This window comes from Pseudomonas sp. LAIL14HWK12:I10 (assembly GCF_900184205.1).
Classification (GTDB): Bacteria; Pseudomonadota; Gammaproteobacteria; order Pseudomonadales; family Pseudomonadaceae; genus Aquipseudomonas; species Aquipseudomonas kermanshahensis.
Map to the genome: position 1 here is coordinate 816,992 of NZ_FXWU01000001.1, position 16,516 is coordinate 833,507.

General features: G+C 63.6%; 16 protein-coding genes. 9 read left to right on the plus strand and 7 right to left on the minus strand.

Annotated features, from left to right (window positions below; all coding sequences use genetic code 11):
- Positions 1-9 precede the first annotated feature (9 nt).
- From mltB to QOS90_RS03730, 7 genes are all read left to right on the plus strand, one after another.
- On the plus strand, positions 10-1,020 hold the full coding sequence (mltB, locus tag QOS90_RS03700) for a lytic murein transglycosylase B (RefSeq protein WP_085272343.1): 1,011 nt from the start codon (positions 10-12) through the stop codon (positions 1,018-1,020).
- On the plus strand, positions 1,020-2,024 hold the full coding sequence (locus tag QOS90_RS03705) for a septal ring lytic transglycosylase RlpA family protein (RefSeq protein WP_027592612.1): 1,005 nt from the start codon (positions 1,020-1,022) through the stop codon (positions 2,022-2,024). The genes mltB and QOS90_RS03705 overlap by 1 nt, the downstream gene beginning before the upstream one ends.
- 194 nt (positions 2,025-2,218) lie before the next feature.
- Positions 2,219-3,379, plus strand: a complete 1,161-nt coding sequence (locus tag QOS90_RS03710) for a D-alanyl-D-alanine carboxypeptidase family protein (protein WP_027592613.1) — start codon at positions 2,219-2,221, stop codon at positions 3,377-3,379.
- 75 nt (positions 3,380-3,454) lie between these two features.
- Entirely contained in the window at positions 3,455-3,730 is a 276-nt protein-coding gene (locus tag QOS90_RS03715) for a DUF493 domain-containing protein (RefSeq protein WP_012312556.1), read from the plus strand.
- Positions 3,730-4,377: a lipoyl(octanoyl) transferase LipB gene (lipB, locus tag QOS90_RS03720; RefSeq protein ID WP_027592614.1), complete on the plus strand. Its 648-nt coding sequence runs from the start codon at positions 3,730-3,732 to the stop codon at positions 4,375-4,377. The genes QOS90_RS03715 and lipB overlap by 1 nt, the downstream gene beginning before the upstream one ends.
- Before the next feature lie 2 nt (positions 4,378-4,379).
- Positions 4,380-5,396 carry a lipoyl synthase gene (gene lipA / locus QOS90_RS03725; RefSeq protein ID WP_027592615.1) on the plus strand — a complete coding sequence of 339 codons (1,017 nt, stop codon included), beginning with the start codon at positions 4,380-4,382 and terminating at the stop codon, positions 5,394-5,396.
- An 86-nt stretch (positions 5,397-5,482) separates the two neighbouring features.
- Entirely contained in the window at positions 5,483-6,421 is a 939-nt protein-coding gene (locus QOS90_RS03730) for a S66 peptidase family protein (RefSeq protein WP_085272344.1), read from the plus strand.
- Between the two features lie 83 nt (positions 6,422-6,504).
- Here QOS90_RS03730 and QOS90_RS03735 read toward each other — a convergent pair whose 3' ends face one another.
- From QOS90_RS03735 to leuS, 5 genes are all read right to left on the minus strand, one after another.
- A complete protein-coding gene (locus QOS90_RS03735) occupies positions 6,505-7,824 on the minus strand; it encodes a lytic murein transglycosylase (protein ID WP_085272345.1) in 1,320 nt (439 codons plus the stop codon).
- 60 nt (positions 7,825-7,884) lie between these two features.
- Complete coding sequence (gene arfA / locus QOS90_RS03740; protein WP_016501800.1) at positions 7,885-8,049, minus strand: alternative ribosome rescue factor ArfA; 165 nt, start codon at positions 8,047-8,049, stop codon at positions 7,885-7,887.
- A gap of 187 nt (positions 8,050-8,236) precedes the next feature.
- The gene (holA, locus tag QOS90_RS03745; RefSeq protein ID WP_027592618.1) at positions 8,237-9,274 is read right to left on the minus strand and encodes a DNA polymerase III subunit delta; all 1,038 of its coding nucleotides are present in this window, start codon (positions 9,272-9,274) and stop codon (positions 8,237-8,239) included.
- A gap of 38 nt (positions 9,275-9,312) precedes the next feature.
- Positions 9,313-9,918: an LPS-assembly lipoprotein LptE gene (locus QOS90_RS03750; RefSeq protein WP_027592619.1), complete on the minus strand. Its 606-nt coding sequence runs from the start codon at positions 9,916-9,918 to the stop codon at positions 9,313-9,315.
- A gap of 60 nt (positions 9,919-9,978) precedes the next feature.
- Positions 9,979-12,585, minus strand: a complete 2,607-nt coding sequence (gene leuS / locus QOS90_RS03755) for a leucine--tRNA ligase (RefSeq protein ID WP_027592620.1) — start codon at positions 12,583-12,585, stop codon at positions 9,979-9,981.
- A 227-nt stretch (positions 12,586-12,812) separates the two neighbouring features.
- Between leuS and QOS90_RS03760 the strand changes: the two genes are divergently transcribed.
- Entirely contained in the window at positions 12,813-13,127 is a 315-nt protein-coding gene (locus tag QOS90_RS03760) for a hypothetical protein (protein WP_027592621.1), read from the plus strand.
- Positions 13,128-13,259: 132 nt separating this feature from the next.
- Positions 13,260-14,021, plus strand: coding sequence for a YdcF family protein (locus tag QOS90_RS03765; RefSeq protein WP_027592622.1), 762 nt, complete (start codon positions 13,260-13,262; stop codon positions 14,019-14,021).
- Between the two features lie 126 nt (positions 14,022-14,147).
- On the opposite strand, the gene lnt is transcribed toward QOS90_RS03765, so the two are convergent.
- Complete coding sequence (gene lnt / locus QOS90_RS03770) at positions 14,148-15,665, minus strand: apolipoprotein N-acyltransferase (protein ID WP_027592623.1); 1,518 nt, start codon at positions 15,663-15,665, stop codon at positions 14,148-14,150.
- Between the two features lie 8 nt (positions 15,666-15,673).
- Positions 15,674-16,513, minus strand: coding sequence for a CorC family transporter (locus tag QOS90_RS03775; RefSeq protein WP_027592624.1), 840 nt, complete (start codon positions 16,511-16,513; stop codon positions 15,674-15,676).
- Positions 16,514-16,516: the final 3 nt, after the last annotated feature.

Genomic DNA, 16,516 nt, shown 5'->3' on the forward strand with positions numbered 1-16,516 from the left:
AAGAATTTCATGCAAGCAGTGCGTAACTGGGCTGCCCGTTGTGCGCCGTGGATCGGCGCGGTGGGCCTGTTCGGCGCTGTCCAGCTGGCCCATGCCGGCGACTACGAAGGCTCGCCCCAAGTGGCCGAGTTCGTTGGCGAAATGACCCGCGACTACGGCTTTGCCAGCGAGCAGCTGATGGGCGTGTTCCGTGAGGTCCAGCGTAAACAGTCAATTCTCGATGCCATCTCGCGGCCGGCCGAACGGGTCAAGCCGTGGAAGGACTACCGTCCGATGTTCATCACCGACGCGCGCATCGCCCGCGGTGTGGACTTCTGGCGCCAGCACGAAGCGGTGTTGGCGCGGGCCGAGCAGGAATACGGGGTGCCGGCGCAAGTCATCGTCGCGATCATCGGCGTAGAGACCTTTTTCGGCCGCAATACCGGCAATTACCGGGTCATCGACGCCCTCTCTACGCTGGGCTTCGACTACCCGCCGCGGGCCGAATTCTTCCGCAAGGAGTTGCGCGAGTTCCTGCTACTGGCCCGTGCCGAGCAGCTTGACCCGCTCACGCTCAAAGGCTCCTATGCAGGCGCCATGGGCTTGCCGCAGTTCATGCCGAGCAGCTTCCGCAACTATGCCGTGGACTTCGACGGCGATGGCCACATCAATATCTGGAACAACCCGGACGATGCCATTGGCAGCGTAGCCAGCTACTTCAAGCGCCATGGCTGGGTGGCCGGCGAAGGCGTGGTCAGCCGCGCCAGGGTGCAGGGCGAGCGGGTTGATGAAGGCCTGACCACGGGTATCGAGCCGGTGAAGACTGTCGGGGAGTTGCGGGCGCTGGGCTGGTCGAGTCATGATGCGCTGCGCGATGATCTGCCGGTCACCGCCTTCCGCCTGGAGGGCGAAAACGGCCCCGAGTACTGGATGGGCCTGAAGAACTTCTACGCGATCACTCGCTACAACCGCAGCGTGATGTACGCCATGGCGGTGCATCAGCTTTCGGAACAGCTGGTCCAAGCACGGGGCGTCAAGTAATGCGCGCAATCATCTCTGCCACTACCTTCAAGCTGCTGACCTGCATGACTGTCGGCATGCTGTTGGTCAGCTGCTCTTCCAGCCGCCCGACCACCACCCAGAAAAGCGGTAATACAGTCCGCGCCCAGCCCGGCCTGGACATCAACCGTGCCCATAAGGACGGTGCGCCGTGGTGGGACGTGGACGTGAACAAGATCCCCGACGCCACGCCGACCGTGCACACCGGCAACTACAAGGCCAACCCTTACACGGTACTGGGCAAGACCTACTACCCGATGCAGGACTCGCGCAACTACCGCGCCGAGGGTACCGCGTCGTGGTATGGCACCAAGTTTCACGGGCAGAACACGGCCAACGGCGAGCTTTATGACCTGTACGGCATGAGCGCGGCGCACAAGACCTTGCCGCTGCCGGCCTATGTGCGGGTGACCAACCTGGCCAACGGCCGCAGCGTGGTCCTGCGGGTCAACGACCGTGGCCCGTTCTACTCCGACCGTATCATCGACCTGTCCTACGCGGCGGCGAAGAAGCTCGGCTACGCCGAAATCGGCACCGCGCATGTGCGCGTCGAAGGTATCGACCCGCAACAATGGTGGGCCCAGCGTGGCCAGCAGCCACCGTTGGTGCTGAAGGAACCCCAGGTTGCCCAGACCCAGTCGATCCCGGCCAGCACCGGCCGAGTCGAGCAGTGGACGCCGCCACCCCAGCAACACGCTGCACCCGTAGTGCCCGTTCAAGTCGGCGGCAACAATGTGCCGGCAGGCAACGGCGGCAGCTTCTTGCAGGTGGGCGCCTTCGCCAACCCGGACGCCGCCGAACTGCTGCGTTCGAAACTGAGCACCATGGTCAGCGCGCCGGTGTTCATCAGCTCCATCGTGCGTAACCAGCAAACCTTGCACCGCGTGCGTTTGGGGCCGATCAGCAGCCAGGGCGAGATCCAGCAGGCGCAGAACAGCATTCGCCTGGCGAACTTGGGGCAGGCGAAGCTGGTCACAGCTGACTGACCGCACCGGCCAAACTGTCGGTTTTGTCATGAATTGACGGGCGCGGGCATGTACAATGTCCGCTTTTGCCCGCAGCGACATAAAGCCGCAGTGTGCGGGCTCGGCCCAAGGCCTAAAAAACTAGACTGACTGGCGCTGGGCACACGATGTGGCCCAGGCAACATCTCAGACCATTAGCGATTTTCGAGAGACGGATGAACATCACCAACCTTGCCAAACGACTTTGCCTGCCCGTACTGCTGATGATCACGCCTGCTGCTTTCGCGGCAGAGCAGATGATGCCGGCACCACCGCAACTGGCAGCCAAGTCCTACGTACTCATGGACGCGTCCAGCGGCAACGTGCTGGTCGAGAACAACGGTGACGAGCGCCTGCCGCCAGCCAGCTTGACCAAGCTGATGACCGCCTACATCGCCACCCTGGACATTCGCCGCGGCCAGATCGGTGAAAACGACCCGGTTACCGTCAGCGAAAACGCCTGGCGTACCGGTGGTTCGCGCATGTTCATCAAGGTTGGCAGCCAGGTGACTGTCAGCGACCTGCTGCACGGCATCATCATCCAGTCGGGTAACGATGCGTCTGTTGCGCTGGCCGAGCACATTGCCGGCAGCGAAGACGCCTTCGCCGACATGATGAACAAGACGGCCGCTGACCTGGGCATGTCCAACAGCCACTTCATGAACCCGACCGGCCTGCCGAACCCCGAGCACTACTCCTCTGCGCACGACATGGCCCTGCTGGCGCGCGCGATCATCGACGTCGACCCGGCCCACTATGCGATTTACTCGCAGAAAGAGTTCTTCTGGAACAACATCAAGCAGCCGAACCGCAACCTGCTGCTGTGGCGTGACAAGACCGTCGACGGCCTGAAAACTGGCCACACCGACGAAGCCGGTTACTGCATGGTGGCTTCGGCCGTACGTGACGGCCAGCGCCTGATCGCCGTGGTGTTCGGCACCAACAGCGAGCAGTCCCGTGCTGCCGAGACCCAGAAGCTGCTGACCTACGGCTTCCGCTTCTTCGAAACTCAGACCTTCTATCAGAAAGGCACCGAGTTGACCCAGGCTCCAGTCTGGAAGGGCGCCACCAGCCAGGTTAAAGCTGGCCTGGCCAACGACCTGACCATGACTATGCCTAAAGGCCAATTGAAGCGCCTTCAGGCTTCGATGACCATGAACCCGCAGCTCACCGCACCGATCGCCAAAGGTGACGTGATCGGCAAAGTGGAAGTCAAACTGGACGAGAACGTGGTTCACAGCGCCGACCTGATCGCCCTCGATGGCGTCGAGGAAGGTGGTTTCTTCCGCCGTATGTGGGATAGCATCCGTCTATTCTTCTACGGGTTGTTCAACTGATAACGTGACCTGCCACGCTCCCGCTGTTCAGGCGGGAGCGTTGTTGTTGCCACGGCTTACGAGGCCGTTTCCGCTATGAGCGAACCTGACGTCAAGTCGCACAAAATCGAATTCCCCTGCGCCGACTACCCGATCAAGGTCATCGGCGATACCGTTGTCGGTTTCAAGGACATGGTCATCGAAGTCCTCAGCAAACACGCCAAGGTCGACCTCGCCACGCTGGCCGAGCGCCAGAGCAAGGAAGGCAAGTACACCACGGTGCAACTGCACATCGTTGCCGAGAGCGAGAACCAGCTGCACGATATCAACAGCGCCCTGCGCGCTACCGGCATCGTGAAAATGGTGCTCTGATGTCCGCCTGTCTCGGTTTTCGCGATCTTGGCCTGCAGCCCTATGAACCGGTGCTGGAAGCCATGCGTCGCTTTACCGAGCAGCGAGGGCCCGACAGCCAGGATGAAATCTGGCTGGTCGAACACCCTTCGGTTTTCACCCAGGGCCAGGCCGGCAAGGCCGAGCACCTGCTGATTCCGGGTGATATCCCGGTGGTGCAGACCGACCGCGGTGGCCAGGTGACCTACCATGGCCCCGGGCAACTGGTGGCCTACCTGCTGCTGGATGTGCGGCGGCTGGGGTTTGGGGTACGTGAGCTGGTCAGCCGCATCGAGCAGACCCTGATCGACCTGCTTGCCAGTTACGATGTCCAGGCGGCGGCCAAGCCCGACGCCCCGGGTGTCTATGTCGATGGAGCGAAAATCGCCTCCCTCGGCCTGCGAATCCGCAACGGCCGTTCGTTCCACGGCCTTGCCCTGAACGTGGACATGGACCTTGCGCCATTCCGCCGAATCAACCCCTGCGGTTATGCGGGGCTGGCCATGACCCAGCTACGCGATCTGGCAGGCCCGATCGAACTCAACGAGGTCAGGACAAGGCTGCGCGGACAGCTGGTCAAGCACCTCGACTACGCTGAGCAGACGACCCTCACGGGCGGAATCGACTGAATATGACAACTGTGCAAGAAGCCGTGCCGAACCTGATACCTACCCAGGATGCCACCCCGCGCCCAGCGCCGAAGAAGGTGGAAGCTGGGGTCAAACTGCGTGGTGCCGACAAGGTCGCGCGCATCCCGGTAAAGATCATCCCTACCGATGAACTGCCGAAAAAGCCTGACTGGATCCGCGTGCGCATCCCGGTCTCGCCCGAGGTAGACCGCATCAAGCAACTGCTGCGCAAGCACAAGCTGCACAGCGTCTGCGAAGAGGCCTCCTGCCCGAACCTGGGCGAGTGCTTCTCGGGCGGTACTGCGACCTTCATGATCATGGGTGACATCTGCACCCGTCGTTGCCCATTCTGCGACGTTGGCCACGGCCGACCGAAGCCACTGGACCTCGATGAGCCGAAGAACCTCGCCGTCGCCATCGCCGACCTGCGCCTGAAGTACGTGGTGATTACCTCGGTGGACCGCGACGACCTGCGTGATGGCGGTGCCCAGCACTTTGCCGACTGCATCCGCGAGATCCGCGCCTTGTCGCCGGGTGTGCAGCTGGAAACCCTGGTCCCGGACTACCGTGGCCGTATGGACGTGGCCCTGGAGATTACCGCGCAAGAGCCGCCGGATGTCTTCAACCACAACCTGGAAACCGTACCGCGCCTGTACAAGGCCGCGCGTCCCGGGTCGGACTACGACTGGTCGCTGGACCTGCTGCAGAAGTTCAAGCAGATGGTCCCGCACGTACCGACCAAATCGGGCCTGATGCTCGGCCTGGGCGAGACCGACGAAGAAGTCATCGAAGTGATGCACCGCATGCGCGAGCATGACATCGACATGCTGACCCTCGGCCAGTACCTGCAGCCGTCGCGCAGCCACTTGCCGGTACAGCGTTTCGTGCACCCGGACACCTTCGCCTGGTTCGCCGAAGAAGGCTACAAGATGGGCTTCAAGAACGTGGCTTCCGGCCCGCTGGTGCGTTCTTCGTACCACGCTGACCAGCAGGCTCACGAAGCCAAGATCAAGCTCTGAGCCTGGTCTGAAGCACCCGTGCCGATGCGCGCCGAAAGGCGGCATCGGCATTTTTGTTTGTGTGCCCTGCACTGCAAGGAGTTGCGATGAATTGCGCTGAAACCGTTGAATCCCGACTGCCCGCTGCCCTGGGGGAGAATGCCTGCTTTGCCATCGTCGCCCCGGCCGGGCCGGCGCGGCTGGATGCGCAAAAGGCCAGCCAGTGGTTCACCGAGCGTGGCTACCGCTGCCGTATCTACCCGGGCGTTGAACAGGCGCAGGGCTACCTGGCGGGGTCCGATCAGCAGCGGCTGCAGGACCTGCACGATGCTTTTGCTGACCCGGCCATCGACGCCATTCTGTGTATGCGCGGCGGCTATGGCAGCATGCGCCTGCTCGACAGCCTCGACTTTGACCTGATCCGTTGCAACCCCAAGCCGCTGATCGGCTACAGCGACATTACGGCGCTGCACACTGCTATCCAGCGCAAAACCGGGTTGCTGACCTTCCATGGGGCGATGCTGAATGCCGACCTTTTGGGCGCCAAGCTAGAGCCGACCGAGTCGTCGCTGCTGGCGCAACTGATTGGGCAGGTGGGTGCAGGCGATGCGATCGCGCACCCGGCCGACTTTGCGTTGAGCTGCGTGGTGCCGGGGGTTGCCCGCGGGCGTTTGCTGGGGGGCAACCTGTCGATGCTGGGGGCGACCCTGGGAACGGTGGCAGAGATCGATACGCAGGGCTGCATTCTGTTTATCGAAGACGTCAACGAGCCGTTGTTCAGGGTGGATCGTTTGCTGACCCAGTTGCGCCTGGCGGGCAAGCTTGCGGGGGTGAAGGGGGGGCTGGTGGGGGATTTTGCCGGGATCACCGTGGCGGCGTTGACGCCGCTGCTGCAGGACATTTTCGGGCCCCTGGGCGTGCCGGTGCTGGCCGGGTGGCGCAGTGGGCATTGTGATCCGAACGTGTGCTTGCCGCTGGGGGCTGAGGTGGTGCTGGACAGTGGGGAGATGAGGCTGGTGTTGCAGCAGGACTTGTTCAGAGGCTGAGGGCGTCGGGGCCGCTTTGCGGCCCATCGCAGGCAAGCCAGCTCCTACAGGAGCGGGTTCACCCGCGAATGGCCGCAAGGGTATTACTGCTGGCGCAAGCTCTCGAGCAGCTTATGGGTTGGATACCCATCCGCCGGCCATCCCAACCCCTGCTGGGCATTGCGAATGGCTTTGCGGGTGTTGGCGCCTATGATGCCATCGGCGTTGCCCGCGTCATGCCCGCTGGCGTTGAGCAGGTGTTGCAGCTCCATGCGCTCGCTGCGGCTCAAAGGCAGGTCCTCTTTCGGCCAGCTGCCGGCAATGAAGCCCCAGCCCGAGAACCGGTCACCCAACAGGCTTACGGCCAGTGCGTAGGACGACGAGTTGTTGTACTTGAGGATGGCGCGGAAGTTGTCCAGCACCAGGAACGCCGGGCCGCGTGCACCTGCAGGCAGCAGCAGGGCGGCAGACAGCTGATTGCTGTTGGCGGGCAACTGAGTACCGGCTGGCAGCTTCACGCCCAGTTGCAGCCACTCGCTCACCGGCTTGCGCAGCGACCCGTCGGCCAGCCAGAAGTCGAACCCGGCCGGTACTTGCACTTCAAAGCCCCAAGGCTGGCCGCGTTTCCAGCCAGAGCTCTGCAGGTAGTGCGCTGTGGAGGCCAGGGCATCGGGGGTGCTGTTCCAGATATCCCGGCGGCCATCACCGTCGAAATCCACTGCATGGGTGTTGTAAGTGGTCGGGATGAACTGGGTCTGGCCCATGGCGCCAGCCCACGAGCCACGCATGGCCTCTGGCTGGATATCACCGTTCTGCAGGATTTGCAGGGCGGCAATCAGCTGGTCTTGGGCGAATTGGGGGCGGCGGCCTTCGTAGGCCAGGGTCGCCAGTGAGCGAATGACCGACTTGCTGCCCTGGAACTGGCCGAAGTTGCTCTCCATGCCCCAGACCGAAACCAGCACTTGGCGGTCCACGCCATAGCGCTGTTCGATGCGGGTCAACAGTTCAGCATTCTGCTCCATCAGCTTCTTGCCGTTGCGCACGCGCAGTGGCGACAGTGCGCCTTCCAGGTATTCCCACACCGGGCGGGTGAATTCTGGCTGGCTGCGGTCGGCCTTGATCACGTCCATGTCGGGGGTGACACCGAGGAACGCACGGTCGAAGGTGTTTGGCGAAATGCCAGCCTGCAAGGCTTGTTGGCGGAAGCCAGCCTGCCATTGCGCGAAGGTTTGCAGGGGCTGGATCTCAGTAGCGCTGGCGTCGGGCGTTGCACCAGGCACGTTCACCACCGGGGCGGGCTGGGCAGGTGCCAGCGGCAAGGCATCGGCGGCGGTGGGTTTTTCCGCGCAGGCGACGAGCAGGATGAAGCTGGAGGCCGCGATCAGCTGGCGGGGTTTCCAACGGGGAAGAAGGCTGAGGAGCATGCACAGATCCAGAATTTCAGGTCAGGTGACGACCATACCATGCCTGCGCTTTCGATGCTTTCATGCCGCCAAAAAGTAAGAAGCCTCCCAATCTCTCGATTGGAAGGCTTCGCGGCGGTAGCTGCCTTTGCCCTTGTCCGGTTGTTCCTGGCGGCAGCGGAACAGTGGCTGGGCGACGATCGACTTGGCCTTGTTGGGGCCGTGCTTCTTCGGCTTTTTGCTCATGGTGCGGATTCCCGATGGGTGGCTTTCGGGGCGCACTGTAGGCCTGTCGATGGGTGAGGGCCAATTGATTGTGTATATGATTCGAAGGCCCTATCGCCGGCAAGCCGGCTCCCACAGGTACGGCACCGCCTTCAAGGCCTGTGATTTACCTGTGGGAGCCGGCTTGCCGGCGACAGCGCTTTGACTATTACTCGGAAGGCAGCGCTAGCCGCTGCCCGGCCATCAGCAGCGACAGCCGTGCCAGCCCGGTCCAGGGCGAACCCTCGGCCTGGCCCTTGATCTGCGCATCGATCCGCTGGGCATCCTGCAACAGCTGCGCCCAGCGTTGCGCCGAGAGGCGCTGCAGGGCTTTGCTGACCAGTGGGCGGCGTTTATCCCACACCGGTGGCCGCGCCTGGCTGAAGGCCTTGTCCAGCGGCACGCCCTGGCTGAACTGTTGGGCCAGCCCGGCCAGTTGGCGCAGTTCGCGCGCCAGTGCCCACAGAATCACCGGCGGCTCCACGCCTTCGCCGCGAAGGCCTTCAAGCATGCGCAGGGCGTGCGCGGCTTCGCCATTGAGAATGGCATCGACCAGGCCGAAGACATCGAAGCGGGCGCTGTCGGCGACCGCCGCCTGTACGGTCTCGACGGTGATCTGGTTGCCGTCGGCCAGCAGCTTGAGTTTTTCGATTTCCTGGGCGGCAGCCAGCAGGTTGCCTTCGACCCGGGCGGCGATCAGGTCCACGGCATCGCGTTGAGCCGAAAGGCCTGCCTGCGACAGCCGCTGGTTGATCCACTGCGGCAACTGGTGCGCATCCACCGGCCAGATCTGGATGAACTGGCAATGGGCGCCTTCGATCAGGGCCTTGCCCCACTTGGTCTTCTGCGCGCTGCCGTCGAGCTTGGGCAGGCTGATCAGCAGCAGCGTGTCTTCGGCCGGCCTGGCGCAGTATTCCATCAAGGCGGCAGCACCCTTGTCACCGGGCTTGCCGGAGGGCAAGCGCAGTTCCAGCAGGCGGCGCTGGGCGAACAGCGACAGGCTGGCGCCCGCCTGGAGCAAGGTGCCCCAGTCGAAATTGGCGTCGGCGCTGAACACCTGGCGTTCGTCGAAACCTTGCTGGCGTGCGGCGCCGCGGATGGCGTCAGCGGCTTCCTGGCACAGCAATGGGTCGTCGCCGCTGACCACGTAAACCGGTGCCAGGGCGCCTTGCAGGTGCTTGTTGAGTTGGGCGGGGGCGAGTTTCATCGGAAACAGGCGGGGCACCTAAGGTGCCCCGCACGGGCTCAGTTGCCCGGAACTTCCATTGGCGACTGCTGAGGCGTTTCCGCCTGCTGACGGCGTGCCGCTTCCAGCGCGGCGGCTTCAGCCTGGGCGCGTTCGTCGGCTTTACGCTGCAGCTCGTCGAGTTGCGTCGGGGTCAGCATCTGCAGGCGTACGACCATGGCGTTGACCAGGTCGCGGCGCATTTCGTCACGTGCCCGTTTGGCTTCCTGCTCGGAACCGGTGATGTTGGAACCGTCACGCACGTAGACCTTGCGCATTTCCAGTTTGTCGCTGAGCAGTTCCAGGTTGTTCAGGCCCTGGATGCTGTAGTTCAGTACCGTGGTCAGCTCGTACTCGGCCGAGCGGCTGCCACCGGTGTAGGTCGCGGCGCGTTCGTTTTCCTGCTCGTTGGTCAGCACCAGGCGGTAAGGCGCGCCCGCGTGCACGTTGACGCCGTTACGCTCCAGAACCTGACGCAGCTGGGTCACGGTTTCGCCATAGGCATTGCGCGCGCTGACGTCCATCTCTTTGACGCTCAGCTCGGTGGTGCCGGTGCCACGCAGCTGGAAACCGCAGGCGCTGAGCACGACGGCCAGGCCGATTACCAGCAGATTGCGTTTGATCATGTTGTTGCTCCCTCTTGGGCCTGTACCGCCCGCCCGCAGAACCTGCGGGCGGGCGTGCCATCAATTGGCGACGATGTTGACCAGCTTGCCCGGTACCACGATGACCTTGCGGATGGTCAGGCCATCGATGAAGCGCAGGACATTCTCGTTGCTGCGGGCGGCGGCTTCGATTTCCTCGCGGCTGGCGGCGGCCGGCATTTCGACCTGGCCACGCAGCTTGCCGTTGACCTGCACCACCAGGACGATGCTGTCCTGTACCAGTGCGCTCTCGTCGACGGCTGGCCAGCCAGCATCGATGACCGCCTGGTCGTGGCCCAGCGCCTTCCACAGTTCGTGGGAGATGTGCGGGGTGATCGGCGCCAGCAGCAGGGTGACGGCTTCAAGGCCTTCCTGCAGCAGGGCACGGTCCTGTTCGGTGGCTTGCGGGGCCTTTTCCAGGACGTTCATCACGGTCATCACCTGGGCGATGGCGGTGTTGAACTTGTGGTACTGGCCCACGTCGGTGCTGGCCTGCTTGATCGCGGCGTGGATGGCGCGGCGGATGACCTTTTGCGCGTCGTCCAGCGTGGCGACATCCAGCTTGCCCGGCAGGCCCTGGCTGACGTGGCCTTGGGCCAGACGCCAGACACGGCGCAGGAAGCGGCTGGCACCTTCGACGCCGGAATCGGACCACTCCAGGCTCATGTCGGGCGGCGATGCGAACATCATGAACAGGCGGCAGGTATCGGCGCCGTAGGCTTCGATCATCGATTGCGGGTCGACGCCGTTGTTCTTCGACTTCGACATCTTCTCGGTGCCGCCGATTTCCACTGGCAGGCCGTCGGTCTTCAGGCGGGCGCCAATGATCTTGGCCTTGGCGTCACGTTCGATCTCGACGTCGGCCGGGTTGAACCAGTCCTTGCCGCCGTTGCTGGCAACGCGGTAGTAGGTCTCGGCGACTACCATGCCCTGGGTCAGCAGGTTCTTGAACGGCTCGTTCGAGGTGACCAGGCCTTCGTCACGCATCAGCTTGTGGAAGAAGCGCGCGTACAGCAGGTGCAGGATCGCGTGCTCGATACCGCCGATGTACTGGTCGACCGGCAGCCAGTGGTTGGCGGCTTTAGGGTCGACCAGGCCTTGGTCGTAGTTTGGCGAGGCGTAGCGGGCGAAGTACCAGGACGACTCGACGAAGGTGTCCATGGTGTCGGTTTCGCGCTTGGCCGCCGTGCCGCATTTCGGGCAGGTGCATTCGTAGAACTCGGGCATGCGCGCCAGCGGCGAGCCGGCACCGTCCGGTACCACGTTTTCTGGCAGGGTGACCGGCAGCTGGTCTTCCGGCACCGGCACGTCGCCGCAGGACGGGCAGTGGATGATCGGGATCGGGCAGCCCCAGTAACGCTGACGGCTGATGCCCCAGTCGCGCAGGCGGAACTGGGTGCGCGACTTGCCGAGTTCCTTGCGGATCAGGGCGGCTTCGATGGCGTCGAAAGCGCCGGCGAAGTCCAGGCCGTCGAACTCGCCGGAATTGATCAGTTGGCCATGCTCGCCGTAGGCAGCCTGCCACTCGTTGCCGACTTCATCGCCAGCGCTGGTGCGCACCACGGCTTTGACCGGCAGGTTGTACTTGTGGGCGAACTCGAAGTCGCGCTCGTCGTGGGCCGGCACGGCCATCACTGCGCCATCGCCGTAGTGCATCAGCACGTAGTTGGCGACCCAAACCGGCAGCTTCTCGCCGGTCAGCGGGTGTTCGACCAGCAGGGAAGTGGGCATGCCCTTCTTCTCCTGGGTGGCCATGTCGGCCTCGGCGACGCTGCCGCTCTTGCACTCGTCGATGAACGCCTGCAGCGCCGGGTTGCCTTGGGCAGCCTGGGTGGCCAGCGGGTGTTCGGCGGCGACGGCGACGTAGGTGGCGCCCATCAGCGTGTCAGGACGGGTGGTGAAGACCTTGAGGGCGCCTTCGTGGCCGATGCTGGCCTGGTCGAACGGGAACTGGACTTCCATGCCGCGCGACTTGCCGATCCAGTTGCGCTGCATGGTCTTGACCTGTTCAGGCCAGCCCGGCAGCTCGTCGAGGCTCTCGAGCAGCTCGTCGGCGTAGTCGGTGATGCGGAAGTAGTACATCGGGATTTCGCGCTTCTCAATCAGCGCGCCCGAACGCCAGCCACGGCCGTCGATGACCTGCTCGTTGGCGAGCACGGTCTGGTCGGCCGGGTCCCAGTTCACGGTACCGTTCTTGCGGTAGATGACGCCCTTTTCGAACAGGCGGGTGAACAGCCACTGTTCCCAGCGGTAGTAGTCCGGCTTGCAGGTGGTGACTTCACGTGCCCAATCGATGGCCAGGCCCAGGCTCTTGAGCTGGGTCTTCATGTAGTCGATGTTTTCGTACGTCCACTTGGCCGGGGCGACGTTGTTTTTCATCGCCGCGTTTTCCGCGGGCATGCCGAAAGCGTCCCAGCCCATCGGCTGCAGGACGTTTTTGCCCAGCATGCGCTGGTAGCGGGCAATCACGTCACCGATGGTGTAGTTGCGCACGTGGCCCATGTGTAGCTTGCCGCTCGGGTACGGGAACATCGATAGGCAATAGTAGGTGTCTTTGCCTGGCTGTTCGGTAACAGCGAACGATTGTTGCTCGTCCCAGAAGTTCTGGGCGGCGGCTTCGATATCACGGGGCGTGTATTGTTCGTGCATGGCTACTTTTGGCTGAGAGAGAAGAGACCTTGTTCCAGGCAGCGGAACCTCGCTGCAACCGGTACTCCGGTGTCGTTTAGAGTGAACGCCGTAGCATACAGCAGCGCTGCGCATCGTGGGAAACCTTGATTGCGAATGCCCGCTGGTCGCGGCAAACGGCTGCTTTTTAGAGTGACGCTAAGCTCAGGTGTGGGGGGAGATATTTTTATCTTCAATGAGGTGAACGGATGGGAGAGACGCAGCTACCCGCAATCAAACCGGAGCTTTACGAACGCCTGATCGACCGCCTTGGCCTGGCATTGGAAGTTGCCCGGACGTCGGTACGATTGCGCGACGAGAGTCCAGCCGAGCTGGAGTTGCGCGGCCTTAGCCACGCAGAGTTCGAAGTGATCAAGGCCTACCTGGAATCCCTTCCGGAGCGCCAAAATGCCTGTGCCGGCAGTTACCCGCAAGCGGAGCCGACATCGGCCAAGATCATCTGGCTCAAGGACAAGAAACGCCCCGCCAGCACGGCGAGATCCAGGACGCTGCCGCATCGTTAGCCGTTCAGGACGCCAGGCGCAGGCCATCGCGCGCCGGTTCTTCAATACACTTCTCACGATCGTCGCCGGCCGCACACTTGTTGCCCGGCGTCGATCCTCTTAGGCTGCACGCCTTCCATGGAGGTGTAGCCGATGCCCATTCGATTCTTCATCAAGCAATGGCTGATGCCGCCGGGCGTCCTGTTCCTGCTGCTGCTGGCCGCCTGGTGGCTGCGTACCCGCCGCCCGCGGCTGGCGGGGCTGTGCTTTGCAGTGGGGCTGGGTGGCCTGTGGCTGATGAGTTTGCCCCTGGTGGTGCAGGAGTCGGCACGGTTGCTGGAAACCGAACCGCCTTTGCAGGTCAGCGAGTGGGCGGGCCTTGCCGGCAGGGCGGATGCCATCGTCGTGCTAGGTGCCGGGCGTGAGCGCGGCGACCCGGCTTGGGGTGGGGATGACCAGCCTACGGCAACGGCCCTTGAGCGCATGCGCTTTGCTGCGCGGCTGGCCAAGGCGTCGGGGTTGCCGGTGCTGACCAGCGGTGGCTTGCACTACGGTACGCCGCCGAGCGAGGCGCGGTTGATGGCGGACCGCCTGCATGAGGATTTCGCGGTGCAGGTGAAGTGGAAGGAAGAGGACAGCCGCACGACCTGGGAAAATGCCCAGATGAGCGCCAAGGTGTTGCAGCCGTTGGGTATCCGCCGGGTGGTGGTGGTGACCCAGGCGTGGCACATGCAGCGCTCGCGCTGGAGCTTCGAGCAGGCCGGGTTCGAGGTGGTGCCGGCGCCGGTGGGATTCCTCGGGCGTGATCATGCACGGCCGTTCGGTGGGTTGCTGCCAGAGAGCCGGGCGATGTGGCAGAGCGGGCAGTTGCTCAATGAAGCCGTTGGGTTGTTGGGGTATCGGTTGTTCTATTGAGCCTTGTATTGCTTGTGCTGGCCTCTTCGCGGGTAAACCCGCTCCCACAGGGTCTCCACTGTCGTCGAGGCCAGTGGAGATCCTGTGGGAGCGGGTTTACCCGCGAAGAGGCCGGTGCAGGAGAACTCAAACGGTCTTGGCGATGCGCCCGGCCAGCAACGCCCAGCCCAGCAACAGCACACAGAGGATCGCCAGCGGCCACGAGCGCCACTGCAGGTAAGGCGTCAATTGCTGCATCGGCACCACCTCGCCATACAGCACCGCCTGCTGGAACTGCGGAATTTGCGTGGTAATGCGCCCGAACGGGTCGATCAGCGCGGTTATGCCGTTGTTGGTGGCGCGGATCATCCAGCGGCCGGCTTCCAGTGCCCGCATCTGCGCCATCTGCAGGTGTTGCAGGGGGCCGATGGAGGTGCCGAACCAGGTGTCGTTGCTGATGGTCAGCAGCAGGTCGCTACGCGCCGCCAGGCTCGCCGCGAACTCGGGGTAGACCACTTCGTAGCAGATGTACGGCGCGATCTGGTAACCCTTGGCCTGCAACAGCGGCTGGTCTTCGGGGCCCCGGGCAAAGTCCGACATGGGCAGGTTGAAGAACTCGATCGCGCCACGCAGCATGTCTTGCAGCGGCACATACTCGCCAAACGGCACCAGTTTCTGCTTGAGGTAGGTGCCGTCGCCTTCGCCGGTCACGGTGATGCCGTTGTAATAGCGGCGTTGGTGGTGCACCACCTCACGTACGGGGACGCCGGTGATCAGCGCCGAATGCCGCTCGGCGGCAAAGCGGCCCATCACGTCGATATAGCCCTGGGCCTGGTCCTTGAGCACCGGCACCGCGGTTTCGGGCCAGATCAGCAGGTCTACGGGCTTCGAGGTGAAGGTCATGTCGCGGTACAACGCCAGCTGCGCGTCGATGTGCGCGGGGTCCCATTTCACCTCTTGCTCGACGTTGCCTTGGATGGCGGCCACCTTGAGCGGATCACCCGCAGGCTTGGTCCAGGCGTGCCCCTTGAGGGCCATGCCCAGTACCCAGGGGCCCAGCAACAGCACGCCGGCGACGGCCAGGAACGAGGGCCGGGCGCGTAGCCGATGCAGGTTGCACAGCAAGGCAGCGCTAAGCGCCAGGGTGAAGGAAATCAGCCACACGCCGCCTAGCGGCGCCAAGCCCGCCAAGGGGCCATCGAGCTGGCTGTAGCCCGCATAAAGCCAGGGGAAGCCGGTCAGGAACCAGCCCCGGAAGGCCTCTTGCAACAGCCACAGGGCAGCGAAGCACAAGGCATCGGCCAGCGGCGCCTCGTTGCGCCGCAGCCAGCGCGCCCACAGCCACGTGGGCAGGGCGAAGAACCAGGCAAGGGCGGCGAAGAACGCCAGCAGCAGCAGGATCGCCAGCAGCGGCGAAGCGCCGCCGTAGGTGTTCATGCTGACGTAGATCCACCAGGTGCCGGCGCCGTACAGGCCAAAGCCGAAACACCAGCCGCGGCCCATGGCCTGGCGCGGGCTGAGCTCGCGCAGGCCAAGGTAAAGCAGGGCGATGGACAACAGGGCCAGCGGCCAGATGTCGAACGGCGCCAGGGCCAGGAGGGTGGAAGCGCCGGCCGCCATGGCCAGCAGGTTACCGGGCCAGCCGGGGCGGGTGATCCAACGCATGATTGTCCTTAGCGGGTGATCGGTGTCAGGCGCAGCAGGTGAATCCGCCGGCTGTCGGCATTGAGAATGCGGAACTTGTAGGCACCGATCTCGGTGGTTTCGTTGCGCTTGGGCAGGTGCCCGAACGCGCTCATCACCAGGCCGCCCACGGTGTCGAATTCGTCATCGGAGAAGGTGCTGTCGAAGAACTCGTTAAAGTTCTCGATCGGGGTCAGCGCCTTGACCAGGAAGTCGCCGCTGGGCAGCGGCTTGATGTAGCTGTCTTCCTCGACGTCGTGTTCGTCCTCGATGTCACCGACGATCTGTTCGAGCACGTCCTCGATGGTCACCAGGCCTGCCACACCGCCGTACTCGTCGATGACGACGGCCATGTGGTTATGGTTGGCGCGGAACTCGCGCAGCAGCACGTTCAGGCGCTTGGACTCCGGCACGAAGGTGGCCGGGCGCAGCAGGTCCTTGATGTTGAAGCTGTCGCCGTTCTCTTTGAGGATCAGCGGCAGCAGGTCCTTGGCGAGCAGGATGCCCAGCACATCATCGTGGCTTTCGCCGATCACCGGGTAGCGCGAGTGCGCGGCGTCGATCACCGCCGGCAGGAACTCGCGAGGCGATTGGCTGGCCTTGATGCTGATCATTTGCGAGCGCGGCACCATGATGTCGCGTACCTGCAGGTCAGCAACCTGGATGGCGCCTTCGACAATGGTCAGCGCTTCGCTGTCGAGCAGCTTGTTCTGATGGGCTTCGCGCAGCAGCTCAAGGAGCTCCTGGCGGTTTTTCGGCTCATGGGCAAAAGCCTGGGTCAGTTTACCCAGCCAGGACTTTTGCCCGTTGCTCGATCGATCTTCGCTCATGGC

Bases quoted from the DNA above. Each gene is read 5' to 3' on its own strand.
- QOS90_RS03775 (WP_027592624.1), bottom strand. From the start codon at position 16,513: ATGAGCGAAGATCGATCGAGCAACGGGCAAAAGTCCTGGCTGGGTAAA.
- QOS90_RS03710 (WP_027592613.1), top strand. From the start codon at position 2,219: ATGAACATCACCAACCTTGCCAAACGACTTTGCCTGCCCGTACTGCTG.
- holA (WP_027592618.1), bottom strand. From the start codon at position 9,274: ATGAAACTCGCCCCCGCCCAACTCAACAAGCACCTGCAAGGCGCCCTG.
- leuS (WP_027592620.1), bottom strand. From the start codon at position 12,585: ATGCACGAACAATACACGCCCCGTGATATCGAAGCCGCCGCCCAGAAC.
- QOS90_RS03760 (WP_027592621.1), top strand. From the start codon at position 12,813: ATGGGAGAGACGCAGCTACCCGCAATCAAACCGGAGCTTTACGAACGC.
- arfA (WP_016501800.1), bottom strand. From the start codon at position 8,049: ATGAGCAAAAAGCCGAAGAAGCACGGCCCCAACAAGGCCAAGTCGATC.
- QOS90_RS03735 (WP_085272345.1), bottom strand. From the start codon at position 7,824: ATGCTCCTCAGCCTTCTTCCCCGTTGGAAACCCCGCCAGCTGATCGCG.
- lipA (WP_027592615.1), top strand. From the start codon at position 4,380: ATGACAACTGTGCAAGAAGCCGTGCCGAACCTGATACCTACCCAGGAT.
- lipB (WP_027592614.1), top strand. From the start codon at position 3,730: ATGTCCGCCTGTCTCGGTTTTCGCGATCTTGGCCTGCAGCCCTATGAA.
- QOS90_RS03730 (WP_085272344.1), top strand. From the start codon at position 5,483: ATGAATTGCGCTGAAACCGTTGAATCCCGACTGCCCGCTGCCCTGGGG.
- QOS90_RS03750 (WP_027592619.1), bottom strand. From the start codon at position 9,918: ATGATCAAACGCAATCTGCTGGTAATCGGCCTGGCCGTCGTGCTCAGC.
- QOS90_RS03705 (WP_027592612.1), top strand. From the start codon at position 1,020: ATGCGCGCAATCATCTCTGCCACTACCTTCAAGCTGCTGACCTGCATG.
- QOS90_RS03765 (WP_027592622.1), top strand. From the start codon at position 13,260: ATGCCCATTCGATTCTTCATCAAGCAATGGCTGATGCCGCCGGGCGTC.
- mltB (WP_085272343.1), top strand. From the start codon at position 10: ATGCAAGCAGTGCGTAACTGGGCTGCCCGTTGTGCGCCGTGGATCGGC.
- lnt (WP_027592623.1), bottom strand. From the start codon at position 15,665: ATGCGTTGGATCACCCGCCCCGGCTGGCCCGGTAACCTGCTGGCCATG.
- QOS90_RS03715 (WP_012312556.1), top strand. From the start codon at position 3,455: ATGAGCGAACCTGACGTCAAGTCGCACAAAATCGAATTCCCCTGCGCC.